Source organism: Cognatazoarcus halotolerans (assembly GCF_009800965.1).
Classification (GTDB): Bacteria; Pseudomonadota; Gammaproteobacteria; order Burkholderiales; family Rhodocyclaceae; genus Cognatazoarcus; species Cognatazoarcus halotolerans.
The window spans coordinates 31262-49787 of record NZ_WUAF01000009.1; the positions used below are offsets into that span (position 1 = coordinate 31262).

Here is an 18526-nt window from a genome sequence, read left to right on the forward strand (position 1 = left end):
GCAGACGTTTCAGTCGCTTGCACGCCTGACGCACAGCTTGTCCACAGGAAATGCACACAAATCGGTGGACAGCTTGATCGCCTCCGCAGGGTATATCGATGATCGATCGGTCACGGGCCGGATGAGCGGGTGCAAGCTTCGTGGCAATCTGCGGGCCCGGCATCCGCTGTCACCGTCTCGCCTTCGCCCCGGTCGTGACCGGTACCGACCTCGTACCACAGGACACCCGGTATACGAGGGGCCACAGAGAATCCGCTCGCCCGGCGCAGGCTCGAGCATGTTGCGCAGCAAAATCGCAACTTTTCCTTAACAAAAAGTTCTTTTGCCCTGTCCAGCGGGCCATCGCTACACTCCGCCGACTCGAAAACGGCCCACCCCCAGTGTTTGCCCACAGCCTCACGCGACGTATCCTCCCGCGCCTCTGCCGTCTCACACCGGCGCTTGCGGCAGCCCTGCTGCTCAACGCCTGCGCCATGCAGCAACTCGCGGTGGACCGGTTGGGCGACGCACTTGCCGATGGCGGCCAGGTCTTCGCCAGCGACGACGATCCGCGCCTCATCCGCGACGCCAGCCCGTTCTCGCTGAAGCTCCTGGAAAGTCTGCTCGCACAGCGCCCACAGCACCCCGGCCTGTTGCTCGCCGCCTGCCGCGGCTTCACCCAGTATTCCTACGCCTTCGTCCAGCAGCAGGCCGACGAGACCGAGGCGCATGATCTCGACCAAGCCTTTGCACTGCGCGAGCGCGCGCGCAGGCTTTATCGCCGCGCCCGCGATTACGGCCTGCGCAGCCTCGAGATCCGACAGCCGGGCATCACCGCGGCGCTGCGCGACAGGCCGCGCGAGGCAGTGGCCGGCTTCACCGCGGACGACACCGCCCGCCTGTACTGGACCGGCGCAGCATGGGCGGCGCTGCTGAGCCTCTCCAAGGACGACCCCGACGCAGTCGCCGACCTGTCAGCAGTGAGCGCGATCATGGACCGCGCGCTGGCGCTCGACCCCGATTTCGACGACGGCGCCCTGCAGAGCTTCATGGTGACCTATGCGATGGCCCGCCCCGACCCTGGCGGTGACCGCGTCGCCCGCGCCGACGCTCACTTCGAGCGCGCGGTGGCGCTGAGCGGTGGGCAGCAGGCAGGCCCTTATCTGGCGCTGGCCGAGAGTGTCGCCATCGCCAGCCAGGACCGGGCCCGCTTCAGCAGCCTGCTCGAAACCGCGCTGGCGATCGATGCCGACGCTACGCCGAAGTGGCGGCTCAGCAACCTCGTCATGCAGCGGCGTGCGCGCTGGCTGCTCGGCCGGACCGATGAGCTCTTCGTGGACTGACAGATGACATTCGCACCCCGACACCGTTTCATGAAACTGGCCGGGCTGATCGCCGCGGCCTTGGCGATCGGCCTCGCCCAGCCGGCCGCGGCAGACCCGGTCAAGCTCAGACTCGGCACGCTGGCCCCGAGGAACTCGCTGTACCACCGCGCCCTGCTCGAGATGGGCGAGAGCTGGAAGAAGGCCCAGGCCGACGGCTCCTCGATCACCATCTTCACCGATGGCGCGCAGGGCGGCGAAATCGACACCGTAAAACGGATGCGCATCGGCCAGCTCAACGGCGGGCTGCTGTCGGTGGTCGGGCTGCGCGAGATCGAACCATCGGTGTCGGCGCTGCAGACCATGCCGCTCATGTTCCGCAGCTGGGCCGAGGTCGATTACGTGCGGGAGAAGCTGCGCCCGGCGATGGAACGCAAGTTTCTCGACAAGGGCTACGTGGTGCTGTCCTGGGGCGACGCCGGCTGGGTGCGCTTCTTCTCACGCAGTCCCGCCGCGCATCCGCAGGACTACAAGCGCATGAAGATGTTCACCTGGGCCGGCGAGCCGGAACAGATGGAGATCATGAAGGCGCTCGGCTACCAGCCGGTCTCGCTCGAGACCTCTGACATCCTGCCGGCGCTGCAAACCGGTCTCATCGAGGTCGTGCCGGCGACGCCGTATTACGCCCTCGCGGCGCAGTTCAACGGCCCCGCACCCTACATGCTGGACCTCGACTGGGCGCCGATCGTCGGTGCCCTGGTGGTGACCCGCAAGGCCTGGGAAGCGATGACGCCGGCAGGCCAGACCGCCTTGCGTGAAGCCGCGGCCAGGGCCGGCACCGAGATGCGCAACAAGGCGCGCGCCGAGGTCGACGAGGCCGTGGCGGCGATGGTCAAGCGCGGCCTCAAGGTCACCCCGCTGACGCCCGCTCTTGATGCCGAATGGCGCGACTTCGCCGCCACCATCTATCCGCAGATCCGCGGCAAGCTGGTGCCCGCCGAGACCTTCGACGAGGTCACCCGGCTGCTCGCAGAATACCGCGCACGCAAGTAAGCCGTGCAGCTCACCGACCAGGGCGGGGGCACCGTTGTCGCCTGCCGGAGCACACGCCGATGACAGCCAGCTCACCTCCCCTGCTCTACGACGCCCCTTCGGAACGCGCCGGCATCTGGTGGCGGCTTCACAAGCTCGAGGACCTGGTGCTGTCGTTCGTGCTGGCGGCGATGGTGGTGCTGCCGCTGACCGAAATCGTGCTGCGCAGCACCCTGTCGATCGGTATTGCCAATGCTGCCACGCTGGTACAGCACTGCGTGTTGCTGGTGGGCATGTTGGGCGCCGCGGTGGCCGCGCGCGAAGGCCGCCTGCTCGCAATGGGCGGCCTCGCCACACGGCTGCCGACACGACTGCAGCCGCCGGCCCGGATCTTCGCGGCGGCGGTGGCGATCGCGGTCAGCGCCACGCTGGCAAGTGCCGCCATCGAGTTCGTCTCGGTCGAGCGCGAGGGCGCAAACCTGCTTGCCTACGGTATTCCGCTGTGGCTGGTGCAAGCGGCGATGCCGCTCGGCTTCGCCTTGATCGCCGCGCGGCTTTTGGTTCGCAGCGCCGAGCAGCGGCCTGGCAGGGCACTCGCCCTGATACTCGCCGCAGGCTTGTGGTGGCTGTTGCAGCATGCCGGTGACGGAATCGTCACACCCGGGCTGGCCCTGGTGCTGGTGGCGGCGGCGCTCGGCGCCCCGGTCTTCATCGTCCTCGGCGGTATCGCGCTGGTGCTCTTCGCCGGCGACGATCTGCCGCTCGCAGCGATCCCGCTCAACCACTACCAGCTCACCGTCAATCCCTCGCTGCCGGCGATCCCGCTGTTTACCCTGGCCGGCTACTTTCTCGCGGAAGGCGGCGCGCCGCAGCGCCTGATCCGCGTGTTCCGCGCCCTGTTCGGCGGGCTGCGGGGCGGCGCCGCGCTGGTCACGGTGCTGCTCACCGCCTTCTTCACTTCCTTCACCGGCGCCTCGGGGGTCACCATCCTCGCTCTCGGCGGCCTGCTGCTGCCGTTGCTCGGTGGTGTGCGCTATCCGGAGCGCGCCGGCATCGGACTGATCACCAGCGGCTGCTCGCTGGGCGTGCTGATGCCGCCGGCACTGCCGCTGATCCTGTTCGCGATCATCGCCCGCCAGCCAATCGAAACCATGCTGCTGGCGGCCATCGTTCCGGCAGCGGCGATGACCGCCATGCTGATCGCGCTCGGCATCTGGCGACAGCCACGCGACAGCACACCGCAAGCCTTCGACCGCCGCGAAGCGCTTGCCGCGATCGGTGACGCCAAATGGGAACTGGCGATTCCGCTGGTCACCTTCGGCGGTCTCGCCAGCGGTCTGGTGACACCCACCGAAACCGCAGCACTGACCGCCCTGTATGCGTTCATCGTCGAGGTGGTGATCTATCGCGACCTGTCAGTGCGTCGTGACGTGCCGCGGGTGATGGCCGAGTGCGGCCTGCTGGTCGGCGGCATCATCCTCATCCTCGGCATGGCACTCGCTTTCACCAACTACCTGATCGACGCGCAGATCGCCGAACAGGTATCGGACTGGGTACAGGCCACCATCCATTCCCCTTGGGTCTTCCTGCTGGCGCTCAACCTGCTGCTGCTCCTGGTCGGCGCGTTCATGGACATCTTCTCGGCGATCATCGTCGTGACGCCGCTGATCGTCCCCATCGGCAAGGCCTTCGGCATTGACCCGGTCCATCTCGGAGTCATATTCCTCGCCAACATGGAGCTCGGCTTCCTCACCCCGCCGGTCGGCATGAATCTCTTCTTCGCCTCCTATCGCTTCGGAAAACCGATCGGCGAAGTCGCGCGCGCGGTGCTGCCGGCGCTCGGTGTACTGGCCATCGGCGTACTGCTGGTGACTTACCTGCCAGCGCTGTCGCTCTTCCTGCCGCGCGCACTCGGACACTGAGCACGGCGCCACCCTCGGGTGGCGACACGTGCTGAAGCGCCCACTACGGGTTGCGACTACTTCTTCTTGCCGCGCTTCACCTTCGACTCTGCGGGCAGTGCCGCAACCATCGCGATGATGTCTTCGCTCTTGCGGCTGGCGAGCCCACCTAGAGCAACCCGCAGCAGCTCGGATTTGCTGACCGCACGGCCGGCTGCCTTGAGCTCGATACGGCGGGCCTTGAGGGCGGCACGTTCGCTTTCGAGAAGCGAGAACTTCTCATTGACCATCCGGTCGCTGCGTGGCTTGGCTGCTTTCGGCTCCTTGGCCGTCTTCACCTTGGGGGCCTTGGCCTTTGCGGGTTTAGCCATCTTGGGCGCCTTCGCGGGCTTCGCCTTCTTCGCGACCTCGATCACCTTGGCGAGGGCCTCGTCCGCCGGAAGCTCCGGGGCGACCGCAACTGCCTTGCTCTCCGGCGCGGGCGCCTTCGGCACAGGCTTCGGTACAGCCTTGGGAGCAGGCTTCGGTGCGGGCCTGGAAGCCGGTGCCTTTTTCACGGTTGCGGCCTGCGTCTTTGCCCTGCTCGCAGGCGCCTTGCGTGGCGGCCTGCTGCCGGGTGCCGACACGGTTGCCGCGGTTTCGACCGTCTTTGTCGCGGCTGTCTGCGCGGATTCGGCGGTCTTGACCTCCGGCTGCGGCACGGGCTGGGCAGCGACAGCCTTCTCGGCCTCCGGCGCCACCGTGCCGCTACTCGTTGTTTCGGGAACTTCACTCACACTCATTGCCATCTCCACTTTCACGATGTGACAGGGGCTTGCCCCCGTCGGGAAGCGCCGAACGCCAACACGAACATCCGGCGATCCGGCCCAATTGGGTAATAACTTATTATTCTATTAGACGAAGCCGGTTTCAAGCGAAGGAACAGACAGGCGCCCGTCAAACCCCTTGTCATTTTTCTGTCACATATCTGCGATAGCGTCGCCCGGGTCCACCAATCGCGCAGGAAGCCGCCTTGCGCGGCGGCAGAAATCTCAATGAACGAAAGCCTTTTGCAAACACGCTCCGAGGAAGCGCGGCGACTGCACGCCGACATGCTGGACAGCCTCGACGAAGAACTCGAAATGGAGATCGACGACGCGCGCATGGATGCGTTGATCGATGAAGCAACCGCAACCGCGACGGCGGGTATGGATCTCGACCGACGCCGGTATTTCCGCGAACTGCTGCGCCTGCAGGGCGAACTCGTCAAGCTGCAGGACTGGGTGGTGCACAAGAAGCTCAAGGTGGTGGTGCTGTTCGAAGGCCGGGATGCCGCGGGCAAGGGCGGCGTCATCAAGCGCATCACCCAGCGGCTCAATCCGCGCGTCTGCCGTGTGGCGGCACTGCCCGCACCAAGCGAGCGTGAGCGCACGCAGTGGTATTTCCAGCGCTATGTGCCGCACCTGCCAGCCGGCGGCGAGATCGTGCTGTTCGACCGCAGCTGGTACAACCGCGCCGGGGTCGAGCGGGTGATGGGTTTCTGCAGCGACGACGAGTACGAAGAGTTCTTCCGAACCGTGCCGGAGTTCGAGAAGATGCTGCTGCGCTCCGGCATCATCCTCATCAAGTACTGGTTCTCGATTACCGACGACGAACAGCACCGCCGCTTCCTGATGCGCATCCACGATCCGCTCAAGCAGTGGAAGCTGAGTCCCATGGACATGGAATCACGGCGCCGCTGGGAGGCCTACACGAAGGCCAAGGAAGAGATGATCGAGCGCACCCACATTCCGGAGGCACCGTGGTGGATCGTCGAGGGTGTCGACAAGAAGCGGGCACGCCTCAACTGCATTCACCACCTGCTCAGCCAGGTGCCCTACGAAGAGATCCCGCGCGAGCCGGTCGAACTGCCCGCGCGGGTGCACAACCCCGACTACCTCCGCCATCCGGTTCCGCCGGAGATGCTGGTCCCGTCGATCTACTGAGCACATGCTCCGGCGCGCCCCGGGCCGCACCCCGGCCAAGGAAAAACAGGCGCCGCGGCGCCTGTTTGTGATGAGCCGAACGTGATTCAGCGCTGCCCGGCGCGCTGCCTGCGCCGCGCCGCGGCACCGAGCAGGCCGAGGCCGGCGAGCATCATGCCCCAGGTTTCCGGCTCGGGAACCGCGGCGGTGAGCACGATCAGCTGGGACTGCGGATTCGGCGGCAGGATGCCGTCCTGGATCTGCTCGGCCACCAGGTAGATGGTGCCCTTCTCGTCCACCGTCACGCCCTCGATGGCGTTCTGCGGTAGCACCCCGGAGAGGTCGAAGCTGCTCAGCACCTGTCCGGTACGGGTCACTTCGACGAGCTTTCTCGAGCCGAGGCTCAGCACCAGCAGGTTGTCGGCAGCTGCCGTGCCGGCAAGCGCATCGACCGGGGAGAGCGTCTGCACGTCGGACAGCGTGGCAAGCCCCATCAGGGCCGGATCGAAAAGCGTCGTCATGTTCGACACGCCAGCCAGGCCGGCGGCAAAGCTCAGGTTACCGGCAAGGATGTCCTGCGGATCCTGCTGCTTGATCGCCACGAAGCTGCCTGCCCCGCGCGGATCGTAGCTGATGCCTTCCATGCCGTTGTTGCCGACGTTTGCGTCACTTAGCGATACCGCGGCGTCGGCCAGACGGGCTGTGCCACCATTCACGTAGTTGAAGCGGTAGGCGTCGAAGAGGCGCTCCTCACCCACCACCAGCACCCCGCCGCCCAGGTAGGTCAGGCCCTCGGTGTCGTGCTTGGTGCTGCCGGTGCCGGTCCAGTCGAAAGCCATCTTGCCGAGGGTCTGGCCGGTCAGCGAAACCTCCACCACACCGGTGCCTTCGTCGCCGACGAAGAACAGCGAGCCACGATCCCGGGCATAGGCCACCGCTGACGCCTCGAGACCCGAGATTCCACCACTCGTACCGGCGAGCACATCGAGCCCATAGGTGCCCGACACCCGGTAGTTGCCGAGATCGAGCGATGTCGCGGCCTGCGCGGCGATCGACACCAGCGCCGCAAGTGCGACGGTCAGCTTACGAAGCTTCATGATCTGCACTCCCAAGGCTCAGGCGCGACGCTTGCGCGCGATACCGCCGATGAGGCCCAGACCCGCCAGCATCAATGCATAGGTCTCCGGCTCCGGGACCGCGGCAACCCGACCGGGCGATCCGATTTCGGTCGCGTCACCGAGCGCGGCAACCGCACCATTCACACCGACCGCGCTCAAGCGGGAGATCGTGCCGCCATCGAACCCTTCGGCGTTGTCGAAGCTAAGGCCGGAGGTTGACGCACCGAAGCTCACGCTGGCCTGCAGCACGCCGGCCGCATCGAACACGTTGACCGCATCGCCGCTGGTGCTCAGACCCACGCCCTTGCCGGAGTATGTGCCGATCGCGAAACCTGCCGGCGCGTTGCCACCGAACCAGGTGTTGATGAAGCTCGCGGTGGTCGTGCTGTCGCCCTCGACGAAGATGGCCGACGAACCGGCAGCGATGCTGCTCACGCCACTGAGTGGCGCCACACCCGCGATGGCGGAGTTGTCGTCCATCGACCAGCCGGCAAGATCCACGGCCGAGACACCAGTATTGGTGAGTTCGAACCAGTCGGCTCCGATCGGAGAATCGCCGCTGCTCCATGGCGCGACTTCGGTGATCCTGACTTCGGCATGTGCCATGCCCGCAACTGCGAAGAGCGCTGCGGCCATGAGGCCGAGCGCGGGTTTTCTGACCTTGTTCATTGTCCAGCTCCTGAATGCATCGGAAGAAGCGGCCGCACGGATCGCCGGGCCGCCGCCCGCGCCCCGTGCGGCAACGCGACCTTGCAGCGTGTCGCGGGAATGTTGCGCGGCTATGACACTGGCAGGAGAAGCGCTCGTCCGGGCGGTGGCGTGCCGAGACGAACGTTGGGGCGTGTCAGGTCAGCCCTGACGGGCGAAGCGGAGCAGGCGCACGTCAACGGTCAGCGACAGCGCCGTCAGCGCCGACGCCCTGGCCCGGCCCTCCGGGCCGGCGCGAAAGAGGTGCGGCGTCATCAGCAGCAGGTCGGCGATCTGCCCGGCGTCCTCGAGCTTCACCGGGAAGCGCAGCGCCTCGCTGCCGAGCAGCGCGAAGCCTGCCGGTGCTACGGTATCGGCCACGCGCTCGGGCTTGAGCGCCGGGTAGATGATCTCGCGCAGCTCGCGCAGGTGGTCCGGCCCGGCATCGACCTGCACCAGCACGCCGCCCGGCTTCAGCACCCGTGCGAACTCCGGGTAGACCGGAAACCCGAACATGCACAACACCCGGTCGAGCGTCGAAGACAGCACCGGCAGGTTGGCATTGCTGCCCACCAGCCACTGCATGCGCCGATCCTGCTTGGCCGCCGCCTGGACCGCCCATTTCGAGATATCCAGGCCGAGCGGCGAAAGCGTGAGCGCCGGCGACGTGCGGGCCGCGAGGCGGCGCAGGTAATAGCCCTCGCCACAGCCGGCGTCGAGGCAGGCACAACCCGCCTGCGGCGCCAGCCCTGCCAGCACCGTCTCGCCGACCGCATCGGCGAGCGGCTGGTAATGGCCGGCGTTCAGGAAACGCCGCCGCGCCGCGACCATCTCCTTGCTGTCACCCGGATCGCGCGAGCGCTTCTGCTGGACCGGCAGCAGATGCGTGTAGCCCTGGCTGGATACATCGAAGCTGTGGCCTGCCGGACAGCGCCATGCCATGCCGCTGCGCCTCAGCGGCCCGCCATCGAGCGGACAGGCGAGTTGCTCGAAAGAAATGATGTTCGACATTGAAATGAAACCACACACGAGGAGGATCGGTCCGGCCGCCAGTTTGAGGCGTTCGGCCACGCTGTCAAATCCGGCGCGCACCCGGCCTGCCGAAAACGATCTTGAAGGTCGGCCGAAAGCTATATATATTTACAGCCTCAATCCGGTCGCGAGCGCCCCTGCCAGGGCAGGGCCCTTTCCCGCGCGAACAGCCACACATCTGCGCCACAACCATGCCACGCTTCATCTGCCCGCACTGCCACCACCCGCTTGCCACCGAGACGCTCGAACGCGTGCGCTGCGCCGGACTCTCCGCCTGGGCCTGCCCGTGCTGCGACGAGCTGATTCCAAGACCTGGGGAAAGCGATGCCGGGGACGCTTCGCGGTCGGGCCAGGTAGGGTTCACCGAAGCGCCCGATAGCGCATGCGCGCAGACATGAACGATGACGCCGTGGCGGTCACGCCGGGCTATCTCGAGCAGCTCAATCCTGCGCAACGCGAGGCCGTTTGCGGCAATCGATGCGGCGAGCCGGGAAACGACACCGATGCGCCGCTGCTGGTGATTGCCGGGGCAGGCTCGGGCAAGACCAACACGCTCGCCCACCGGGTGGCGCATCTCATCGTTCAGGGGGCAGATCCCGGGCGCATCCTGCTGCTCACCTTCTCGCGGCGCGCCGCCGACGAGATGGCGCGGCGGGTCACGCGCATCGTCGCGCAGCTAGCGCAGGAACATCGCCAGCTGAGCGGCGTGAGCCTGCCCTGGTCGGGCACCTTCCACAGCATCGGCGCCCGCCTGCTGCGCGAGTACGCCGGCAGCATCGGCCTGGACCCCGGTTTCACGATCCACGACCGCGAGGACTCGGCCGACCTCATGAACCTGGTGCGCCACGAACTCGGCCTATCCAGTCAGGCGAGGCGCTTCCCGCTCAAGGCCACCTGCCTCGCGATCTACTCCAGCGCGGTCAATACCCGAAGCCCGCTCGGCGATGTCCTGCAGCAGGCCTTTCCGTGGTGCGCGGAGTGGGCGGATGAACTCAAGAACCTCTTCGCCGCCTACGTCGAGGCCAAGCAGGCGCAGCAGGTGCTCGACTACGACGACCTGCTGCTCTACTGGTCGATGATGATGCAGGAGCCCGCGCTGGCGGACGCGGTGGGCGCGCAGTTCTCCCATGTGCTGGTCGACGAATACCAGGACACCAACCGCCTGCAGGCGGCGATCCTGCTCGGCCTCAAGCCCGACGGCCGCGGCCTCACCGTGGTCGGCGACGACGCCCAGAGCATCTACGGCTTTCGCGGCGCCACGGTACGCAACATCCTCGACTTTCCGCAGGCCTTCGATCCACCGGCGCGGGTAGTCACGCTCGACCGGAACTACCGCTCCAGCGCGGCGATCCTGGCCGCTGCCAATGCGGTCATCGCCGCGGCGAGCGAGCGCTTCACCAAGGACTTGTGGACCGCCCGCGAGGGCGGAACGGTGCCGCGGCTGGTATCGGTCCGCGATGACGCCGACCAGGCCGGGTTCATCGTCGACACCGTGCTGGCACGCCGCGAAGAAGGACTGCGCCTCAAGCGCCAGGCGGTGCTCTTTCGCGCAGCACATCACAGCGCCCGGCTCGAACTCGAGCTGACCCGCCGCAACATCCCCTTCGTGAAATTCGGCGGCCTCAAGTTCCTCGAGGCCGCGCACGTCAAGGACCTGCTTGCCGTGATGCGCTTCGCGCAGAACCGCCGCGACCGGGTGTCCGGCTTCCGTGCGCTCCAACTGCTCGCCGGCATCGGCCCCAGGATTGCCACCCGCATCCTCGACAACCTGCGCGACGCACCGGCCGGTTGCGACCTGCTCGGCGAACAACCGGTGCCCGATTCGCTTCGCCCGGCATGGCGGACTTTCGCCGCATTGGTCGAGAACGCCGGCAACCCGCGCGCGCCCTGGCCGGCCGGCTTCGACGCGCTCGGCCAGTGGTACCGCGAACAGATGGAGCGCCTCTTCGAGGATGCCGAGGTGCGCCGCGCCGACATCGACCAGCTGCTGCGCATTGGCGCCACCTACCCCACCAGCGAACGCTTCCTCACCGCGCTCACCCTCGACCCGCCCGATGCCACCAGCGACGAGGCGGGCGTGCCGCAGCTCGACGAGGACTACCTCATCCTCTCCACGATCCACTCCGCCAAGGGCCAGGAGTGGGGCGCGGTCAGCCTGCTCAACGTGGTCGACGGCTGCCTGCCGTCCGATCTCGCCACCGGCAGCGCCGAACAGATCGACGAAGAGCGGCGCCTGCTCTACGTGGCGATGACCCGCGCCCGCGACCATCTCGACCTGGTCGTGCCGCAGCGCTTCTACGCCTCGAACCAGGCTGGCGGCGGCGACCGCCACGTCTATGCCAGCCGTACCCGCTTCATTCCGAACGCGCTGCTCGGACGCTTCCAACAGGTCAGCTGGCCGAAGCCCCCACCGGGGCTGGAAGGGAGGCCGGAGTCGAGAGCACAGGCGGTGGACCTGGCTGCCCGGATGCGGGGCATGTGGCGGTAGCGGGCGCAGCCGACGGCAAGCGTCTCAATTGCGTTTCGTGCTGGTCGCCTGCAGGCCAGCCTGGTCGCCCGCATCGGCCTTGAGCTGGGGAAAGGCCACACTGCAGCGCACCCCGCCCGGCGGCCCGCCCTTGCGCCCCGGCAGTTCGAGCCTCAGCCGGAAAGTGCCGCTCGCCGCGTCGAGCACCGGGTCGATGACCGTCACGGTGGCCGGAAACTTGCCGGCGTAGCCATCCGGGCTCACCTCGCCGACCATCCCGACCTTGAAGCGGCCGTAGGCCTGCGCCGGCAGGACCACCTCGACCCTCAGCGGGTCGATCTGAGCGAGCGTGAGGACCGGTTTGCGCCCGGTGCCGGATTCGGCAAGATCGCCGGGGTTGAGCATGCGGTCGATCACCACGCCGTTGAAGGGGCTGTGCAGCTCGCGCTGATTGAGCAGCTCGACCGCCCGCCGGTATTCCCGCTGCGACAGCTCCTGATTCTCGATCGCCTCGCGCAGCTCGGACTCGGCCAGGCGCATCTCCGTCTCCGCCTCGTCACGGACCTGGGCCGCCACGAAATTCTGACTGTGCAGCTCGCGCTGACGGGCGACCTTCTTGCGGGCATAGTCGAGCCGGTCGCGTGCCGCGGCGATGCGACCGCCCATCTGGGCGCGATAGCGGGCAAGCTCGACGGTCGAGCGCTCCACCTCGGAGCGGAGCTCGACCAGCACCTGGCCCCGCTTGACGACATCGCCTCGCTGCACATTGACCTTGTCGATGAGCCCTTCCACCGGACTGCGCAGCTCGACCACCTGGACCGGCTCGATCAGGCATTCGTAAGGCGCGGCGGCCAGCGCGGCGCCCGCCCCCAACAGGAACGGAAGCACGGCCCATCGGGTTCCGACCACACGCATTCGCACACGCACTGCGGGCATCCTTTCATTCTCCCCGGCCCGAAAAGGCCAGCAATTTTTCCATTCGACGATCGAGTTTCAGATTCTCCATCCTCACCCGCGCGCTGCGCTGTTCGGACGCGGCCTGGGCCAGCCGCTGCAGGCTGCGCAAGCCCCACCCGGGCACCCCGCCACGCTGGCTGGCGAAGTGTTTCAGCCATGCGCTCAGGCGCGGCGCGTGCACCGCGAAGACCTCGTCCTCGAGCGAGACGATCACCTCGCAACTGCCGGGATCGCCCTGACGGGCACAGCGCCCGAAGAGCTGCCGATCCACCCGCCGCGACTCGTGGAACTCGGTGAGGATCACATGCAGCCCGCCGCGTTCGGCCACGCCGGCGCCGAGACGGATATCGGTGCCCCGCCCAGCCATGTTGGTCGCCACCGTCACCCTTGCCGGCTGCCCGGCCTCGGCGATGATGCGTGCTTCCTCGCCGTCCTGTTTGGCGTTGAGCAGGGCGTGACCGATGCCGTGCTCGGTCAGTACCCTGCTGAGCGCTTCCGAAGCCTGCACCGAGCGGGTGCCGATCAGCACCGGCCGGCCGTCCCCGAGCGCCACCTGGCCGGCGCGCTCGGCCACGAACGACCATTTTTCCTGCAGGGTAGTGCACAGGCGATCGGGCAGGCGCCGTCGTTGCGAAGGCCGGTTGAGCGGCACCGGCACCACCTCGAGGCGATACACCTTGCGGATCTCCGGCGCCACCTCGCGCGCCGTACCGCTCATGCCGGCAAGACGCAGGTAGCGCCTGAAGAGGCGCTGGTAGGTGATCCGCGCGAGGGTCTCGCGCCGCTCGGTCAGCGCGCAACCCTCCTTGGTCTCGATCATCTGGTGCAGGCCGCGCTCCCAGGAGCGGTCCGGCATGACCCGGCCGGTGGATTCGTCGACGATCTGGATCTTGCCTTCGCTGATCACATAGTGCTGGTCGAGATGGAACAGCTTCAGCGCCGACAGCGCCTGGCTCACCCGTTCCTCGCGCTCGCGTGCCAGCAGCCAGGCGCCGTCGAGGCCATCGGCGAGGGACGCCAGCCGCGCTTCGCCCGCGGGCGTCAGGCTCACCCGCCGCTCGCCTGCGTCTACCCGGTAGTCCTCCCCCGCCTCGAGCGCGCGGGCAAGCTCGAGCGCGCGCAGGCAGTCTTCCCCCTCGTTCTGCGAGGGGGAAGACGAGGAGAGGATCAGCGGCGTACGTGCCTCATCGACGAAGACGCTGTCGGCCTCATCGACCAGGCCGTACCACAGGCCGCGCAGAACCAGTTGGCCGTCACGTCGTTCCGCGCCGCCGATGCGGTCGAGGGCGAGATGCAACCGGCTGGTGCGCCCGCCCAAGCGGGTACGGTCACGCAGGTAGTCGAAGGCCAGTTCCTTGTTGCTGCAATAGGTGACGGCGCACGCATAGGCGTCGCGCCGCTCGGCGGTCTCCATGCCCTGCACCACGCGACCGACGCCGAGGCCGAAGAATTCGTAGAGCGGCGCCATTTCCTCGGCGTCGCGTGCGGCGAGATAGTCATTCACGGTGATCACATGGACCGGGTAGCCTGCCAACGCCATCACGCACGAGGGCAGCGTGGCAGCGAAGGTCTTCCCCTCCCCGGTCGCCATCTCGACCAGACGCCCGTCGAGAAGCGCCGCCCCTGCCATGAGCTGCGACCCGTAGTGACGCCGGCCAAGGGTCCGCGCCGCGGCTTCGCGCACGATGGCGAAACTCTCGGTCACGACCTCGGTCGCCAGGCCTTCGCGACGCAGACGGCGGCGCAGGCCATGCGCCCGCTCGCGCAGCCGTGCATCGCTCTCGTGATGCAGCGTCCCGCCCGCTTGCTCGACCTGTGCGGCCAGCCCTTCCAGGTTCCTGGCAGGGAGGCGCACCCGCTCGGGGAGGACGCGCAGGGCATGGCCGATCAGGAACTCCGCGGCCTTGTCGTGCCAGCGAGCCTCTTCCTCCTCGCGCTCCGCATAGGGCCGCGACGGCGCGAAATCGTGCACGTCGGGAAAGATCGCGGCCCTAGACATTGAAATGGGTCAGGAAGAGCCGACGTACCGCGCGGTACCACTGACTGGCCAGCGGCTCGGGACGGAAGTCGAAGCGCACCCGCACATGCTGGCCGAAGAAGGCCACGTGGGTATCGCCCTCGAGCATCACATCGAGCTGGAACATGCGTGACAAGGCCTTGTCGCCATGCGGGTCCTGCGGATCGACGGCGATCTGTCCGCCGCCGGCAATGGACAGCGCACGGCTGGGCAGCGCCGCCTCGCCCGCCGGAACCATGCGGACGATGCGCCCGTCGAGCACTTCGCCGAAGTTCTGCGCCATTCGGATCTGCACCCGATCGGTGGCGAGCCGCACCCGATCGATCTCGTCCTGACTCACCACCACCCGCGCAAGCGGGCGCACCTTGTCGGTCACGTAGCCGAGCGGCTCGCCCTTGCCGAAGTAGCGTCCTGTCATGTCCTGCCAGCCGGGCGCGATGAACACCCCGTCGGCGGCACTGCGCACCACCAGATCCGCCGAGCGCGTGCGCAGGTGCTCGAGCGCCACCCGCTCGGCGGCGAGCTGCTCGGCAACGACCTGCGCATGCGCGCGATCATCGACGAAATAGACCGCGTAAGTCGCCGCCAGCTCGGCAACCCGCGCCTCGCCCTGGCGAATCATCGCCTCGAGCTCGGGGTCGTAGCTCTGCGCCAGCACATCACCCACCGCAACCCGCTCTCCCGGCGTGACCACGAAGCGCCCCAGGAAGCCGTTCGCCCCGGCCCGCACGGTGGCCTGCTCCGACAGCCACACCACGCCCTCGGCCTGGCTGCGAAACGGTGCCGGCACCAGCACCACGACGAGCAGCAGACCGGTCAGCAGGCCGGCGGCGATACCGACCGCGCGGCCACGGTTGCGATGCACCCGGGGATGGGTGAGCAGATGACGCACGCCCTTCACCAGCGGCACCACCGCAGTGGCGATCAGCGCCCAGATCGCCAGCAGCACACCGATCACGAAGAAGCGACTGGCGATGAAGAGCGCGATCGCCACCGTCACCAGCACCCGGTAGATCGACGAGGCGAGACCGTAGAACACGAACCAGGTCTTCTCGCCGGTGGATGCCTCGGGCGGCTCGGCCCCCTCGATCCTGAGCAGGTAACGCTCCAGCAGGTAGCCCCAGTAGGCGAGCGAGCGCTGCGCGAGATTCGGCATCTCGATGAGGTCGGCGAGGATGTAGTAGGCGTCGTAGCGCAGCAGCGGATTGCCGTTGAAAAGCAGCGTCGACACGCCCGCCACGATCATCACGTTGTAGGCCAGGGCGCGGACCATGCCGGGCTCGACCAGCAGCCATACGTAGAGCGCCAACGCGGCGATGAAGAGTTCGACGATCATCCCGGCCGCGCCGACCAGCGCCCGCCGGTACCTGGAGGGGAACACGGTCGCCGCCGAGGCTTCGACATAGGGCACCGGGAACAGCACCAGCAACATGATGCCCATGTCGTGCACCTCGCCACCGCCCGCCTTGGTGGCGGTGGCGTGACCCATCTCGTGCAGCGCCTTGATGACCGGGAAGACCAGCCACAGCAGCAGCAGGTTGTGCGCACCGAGCACGCGGTCGGAGAGGTTGTGGGTGAGTTCGCTCCAATGCACCGCCACCAGCACCAGCGCCGGCAGCACAACCAGCAACCACAAACACGCGCCCCAGCGTCCCCATAGCGGCGCGACGTAGGGCGCGATGCGGTTGAGGAAGGCGTCCGGATCCCACAGCGGAATGCGCAGCGCCATCGGGTTCGCGTACGAGCGGGTGCGCCTGGCGCGGCTCTGACGCTCGCCGCGCTCGAAGACTTCGGCCACGTCGGGCGTCACGTCGGCACGCAGCAGGTCGGCACCGTGCAGCTGCGCAAGCAACTGGATGACCTCGTCCTGGGTCGGGGCATCTTCGCCGAGCTGCCGTCCCGCCAGCGCCCACAGATCGGCAACGGTACGCTCGCCGTTCATCGCCGCGATGAGCAGGCGTGCAGCCGGGGTGAAGCGATGCACCCGGTTCGAGGCGGGATCCTGCAGCAGGTACCACACCTCGCCGCGATAACGATGCCTGTGCAGCCGCACTTGGGTGCGCAGCGCCGGCCTGAGCCCCGCCACGCGGTACCAGATGCTGCTCAGCAGCGGCGCGCTCATCGATGCTGCGCGCGAGGCGCGACGGCATTCATGGCAGCCAGTTCCAGGCAGCCATGCGCAGCCAGTCGACCAGGCTGTGGGTCCAGATCCAGAGCAGGCGTCGCTTGCCCGCATCGACCTTGCCCACGCCCTCCATGCCCGGCTGCAGATGGACCGACGGGTTCAGCAGACGCGCCTCCACGCGGAAATAGTTGCGCCCGTCGGCGGCGGTCGCCACCGGCGTGACCTGCTCCACCTCGAAGGGCATGACCTCGCCGGCGAGGCCGGACAGGACCAGGTTGCCCGGGCGCCCCAGACCGACGTCGGTGATGTCACGCTCGTCGACCTGCAGCACCACGCGGTAGGCATCGAGCGGCGCGATCTCGAAGAGCTTCTTACCGAGCTCCACCGGCGAGCCCAGCAACTGGCTCAGGTCGCCCGACACCACGATGCCGTCGAATGGCGCGACCAGCGTCGCTCTGGCCAGCTTGTCCTCGACCAGGGCGAGCTGGGCTTCCGCCTGGCTGATCTGGGACGCGAGCACCGTCATGGTCGCGCGCTCACCGGCCGCGAACGCCTGTCGATGCTTGCGCATGAGCTGTTCGCGCTCGGACAGCCAGCGGGTTTTTTCCAGCCTGAGTTCGCGGTCGTCGAGGCGGCACAATACCTGCCCCTGCTTCACCCGGTCGCCCGCCCTGACAAGGCTTTCGAGCAGATAGCCGTCGAAGGGCGCCACCGCGGCACGCTGCACCGCACCCTCGATCACGGTCTTCGCATTGACGCGATAGTCCGTCTCGACGAAGGTCAGGACTACCGCGAGCGCCGCGACCACGAACACCACCAGCTTCAAACCCGGGTGGCGTGGCCCGAACAGCTTGCGCAGCTGCCCGGTGGCAGCGTCCGACGCGCGCGCGAGGACACCCTTGTCGTTCTCGCGCTTGAGTGTGAGGATCGGCCCGAGCAGCAGGCCGAATGTCTTCGCAAGCTCGACCTCTCCCTCGCCGAAAGGCTCGCCCTCGGTACGTTCCAGGGTCAGCACCCCGCAGGTCACACCGCCTTCGACCAGCGGAACCGAGACGATGCCGATATCGCCGCATTCACGCGCAAGATCGGCGTGAGCCAGCAGGCCCAGGTCGTCGGCCTTCGCCGGCGGGAACACGATCGCCACATCGAGATCGAGCACCTCGTCCATGGCTGCACCGATGCAACGCACCAGTTCGGCCTTGCGGTCGAAATCCGCGGTGTGGGAGAGCGTGTCCACACGGATCGAGCCCGATGCCTCCCAGCCCAGGCTGACGCGTTCGCAGCCCAGCCGCGCGGCAAGCTCGTTGGCCACCGCCATTGCCGCGGCGCCGAATTGCCGCTCCTGCATGGCGGTGGCCACCAGGTCGGTGAGCACGCCGAATCGATCGAGGCGCGCCTGGGTGCGCGCCAGCGCGTGCTGGCGGAAATCATCGACCAGCCAGGCGGTGCCCCAGTGGATCAGGCGCAGCGCGCGCTGCAACTCAGCCTCGCTGCGCGGCGCGAGGTCGAGCACCACCGCGGCTTCGAGGGCGCCCGAGACCTGCACCGGATAACCCACGTAGGCGGGCTGATCCAGCACCGGCGGCGACACGCCGTCCGGCGCCGAGGCGATCCCGCGTCCTTCGATCAGGGTCCGCTCGGCGATCGGCGCGAGGTACTGCATGGTGCGCCCCGCATCCGGCCACACCGCGGCCACCGCGAAGGCGCCCTGCGCATCCGAGCGCGACAGCAACAACGCGCCGTTGACCCGCTCCACCTGGGTACACAGGATGGCCAGCCAGCTGCGGCAGAACGCAGCGGTATCGGAAGCCGCGGAAAACTGCGCCCAGGCCGCCGACTCCGCGCGGGCGTGATCCTCGGCGGCAATGGAATGGACGGATGCGGTCTGGGTCATGCTGCCGTGCTGCCGGCAGCGCCGCCCTCAGCCCGCCGGGCTGCGGGCAGGC

The 18526-nt window shown here is 67.7% G+C and carries 13 protein-coding genes; 5 read left to right on the forward strand and 8 right to left on the reverse strand.

The genetic code is table 11. The annotated features are described in order from the left end of the window. Positions 1-380 precede the first annotated feature (380 nt). Genes GQB03_RS12770 through GQB03_RS12780 form a run of 3 tightly spaced genes read left to right on the forward strand, consistent with a single transcriptional unit; the run spans position 381 to position 4255 of the window. The gene (locus tag GQB03_RS12770; protein WP_159689797.1) at positions 381-1322 is read left to right on the forward strand and encodes a TRAP transporter TatT component family protein; all 942 of its coding nucleotides are present in this window, start codon (positions 381-383) and stop codon (positions 1320-1322) included. 3 nt (positions 1323-1325) lie between these two features. Continuing rightward, complete coding sequence (locus GQB03_RS12775) at positions 1326-2354, forward strand: TRAP transporter substrate-binding protein (protein ID WP_235027051.1); 1029 nt, start codon at positions 1326-1328, stop codon at positions 2352-2354. A 59-nt stretch (positions 2355-2413) separates the two neighbouring features. Continuing rightward, positions 2414-4255 carry a TRAP transporter large permease gene (locus tag GQB03_RS12780; protein ID WP_159689800.1) on the forward strand — a complete coding sequence of 614 codons (1842 nt, stop codon included), beginning with the start codon at positions 2414-2416 and terminating at the stop codon, positions 4253-4255. 56 nt (positions 4256-4311) lie between these two features. On the opposite strand, the gene GQB03_RS12785 is transcribed toward GQB03_RS12780, so the two are convergent. Then, positions 4312-5016 (reverse strand): hypothetical protein, encoded by a 705-nt coding sequence (locus tag GQB03_RS12785; protein ID WP_159689802.1) that lies wholly within the window; start codon positions 5014-5016, stop codon positions 4312-4314. A gap of 252 nt (positions 5017-5268) precedes the next feature. Between GQB03_RS12785 and ppk2 the strand changes: the two genes are divergently transcribed. Then, positions 5269-6198 (forward strand): polyphosphate kinase 2, encoded by a 930-nt coding sequence (gene ppk2 / locus GQB03_RS12790; RefSeq protein ID WP_159689805.1) that lies wholly within the window; start codon positions 5269-5271, stop codon positions 6196-6198. Positions 6199-6284: 86 nt separating this feature from the next. Here ppk2 and GQB03_RS12795 read toward each other — a convergent pair whose 3' ends face one another. From GQB03_RS12795 to GQB03_RS12805, 3 genes are all read right to left on the reverse strand, one after another. After that, entirely contained in the window at positions 6285-7274 is a 990-nt protein-coding gene (locus GQB03_RS12795; protein ID WP_159689808.1) for an SdiA-regulated domain-containing protein, read from the reverse strand. 18 nt (positions 7275-7292) lie between these two features. Beyond that, complete coding sequence (locus GQB03_RS12800; protein ID WP_200832213.1) at positions 7293-7964, reverse strand: lamin tail domain-containing protein; 672 nt, start codon at positions 7962-7964, stop codon at positions 7293-7295. Between the two features lie 180 nt (positions 7965-8144). Next, positions 8145-9053: a putative RNA methyltransferase gene (locus GQB03_RS12805; protein WP_407644538.1), complete on the reverse strand. Its 909-nt coding sequence runs from the start codon at positions 9051-9053 to the stop codon at positions 8145-8147. Positions 9054-9408: 355 nt separating this feature from the next. Between GQB03_RS12805 and GQB03_RS12810 the strand changes: the two genes are divergently transcribed. Beyond that, positions 9409-11502: an ATP-dependent helicase gene (locus GQB03_RS12810; RefSeq protein WP_159689810.1), complete on the forward strand. Its 2094-nt coding sequence runs from the start codon at positions 9409-9411 to the stop codon at positions 11500-11502. Between the two features lie 24 nt (positions 11503-11526). On the opposite strand, the gene GQB03_RS12815 is transcribed toward GQB03_RS12810, so the two are convergent. From GQB03_RS12815 to GQB03_RS12830, 4 genes are read right to left on the reverse strand one after another with little or no spacing between them, the layout of a single operon-like run. Further along, positions 11527-12417: an efflux RND transporter periplasmic adaptor subunit gene (locus GQB03_RS12815; protein WP_159689813.1), complete on the reverse strand. Its 891-nt coding sequence runs from the start codon at positions 12415-12417 to the stop codon at positions 11527-11529. Between the two features lie 4 nt (positions 12418-12421). Continuing rightward, positions 12422-14437, reverse strand: a complete 2016-nt coding sequence (locus GQB03_RS12820; RefSeq protein ID WP_159689815.1) for a preprotein translocase subunit SecA — start codon at positions 14435-14437, stop codon at positions 12422-12424. After that, positions 14430-16577, reverse strand: coding sequence for a peptidase M50 (locus GQB03_RS12825; RefSeq protein WP_159689818.1), 2148 nt, complete (start codon positions 16575-16577; stop codon positions 14430-14432). The genes GQB03_RS12820 and GQB03_RS12825 overlap by 8 nt, the downstream gene beginning before the upstream one ends. 28 nt (positions 16578-16605) lie before the next feature. Next, on the reverse strand, positions 16606-18474 hold the full coding sequence (locus tag GQB03_RS12830; RefSeq protein ID WP_159689821.1) for an HlyD family efflux transporter periplasmic adaptor subunit: 1869 nt from the start codon (positions 18472-18474) through the stop codon (positions 16606-16608). Between the last annotated feature and the right edge of the window lie 52 nt (positions 18475-18526).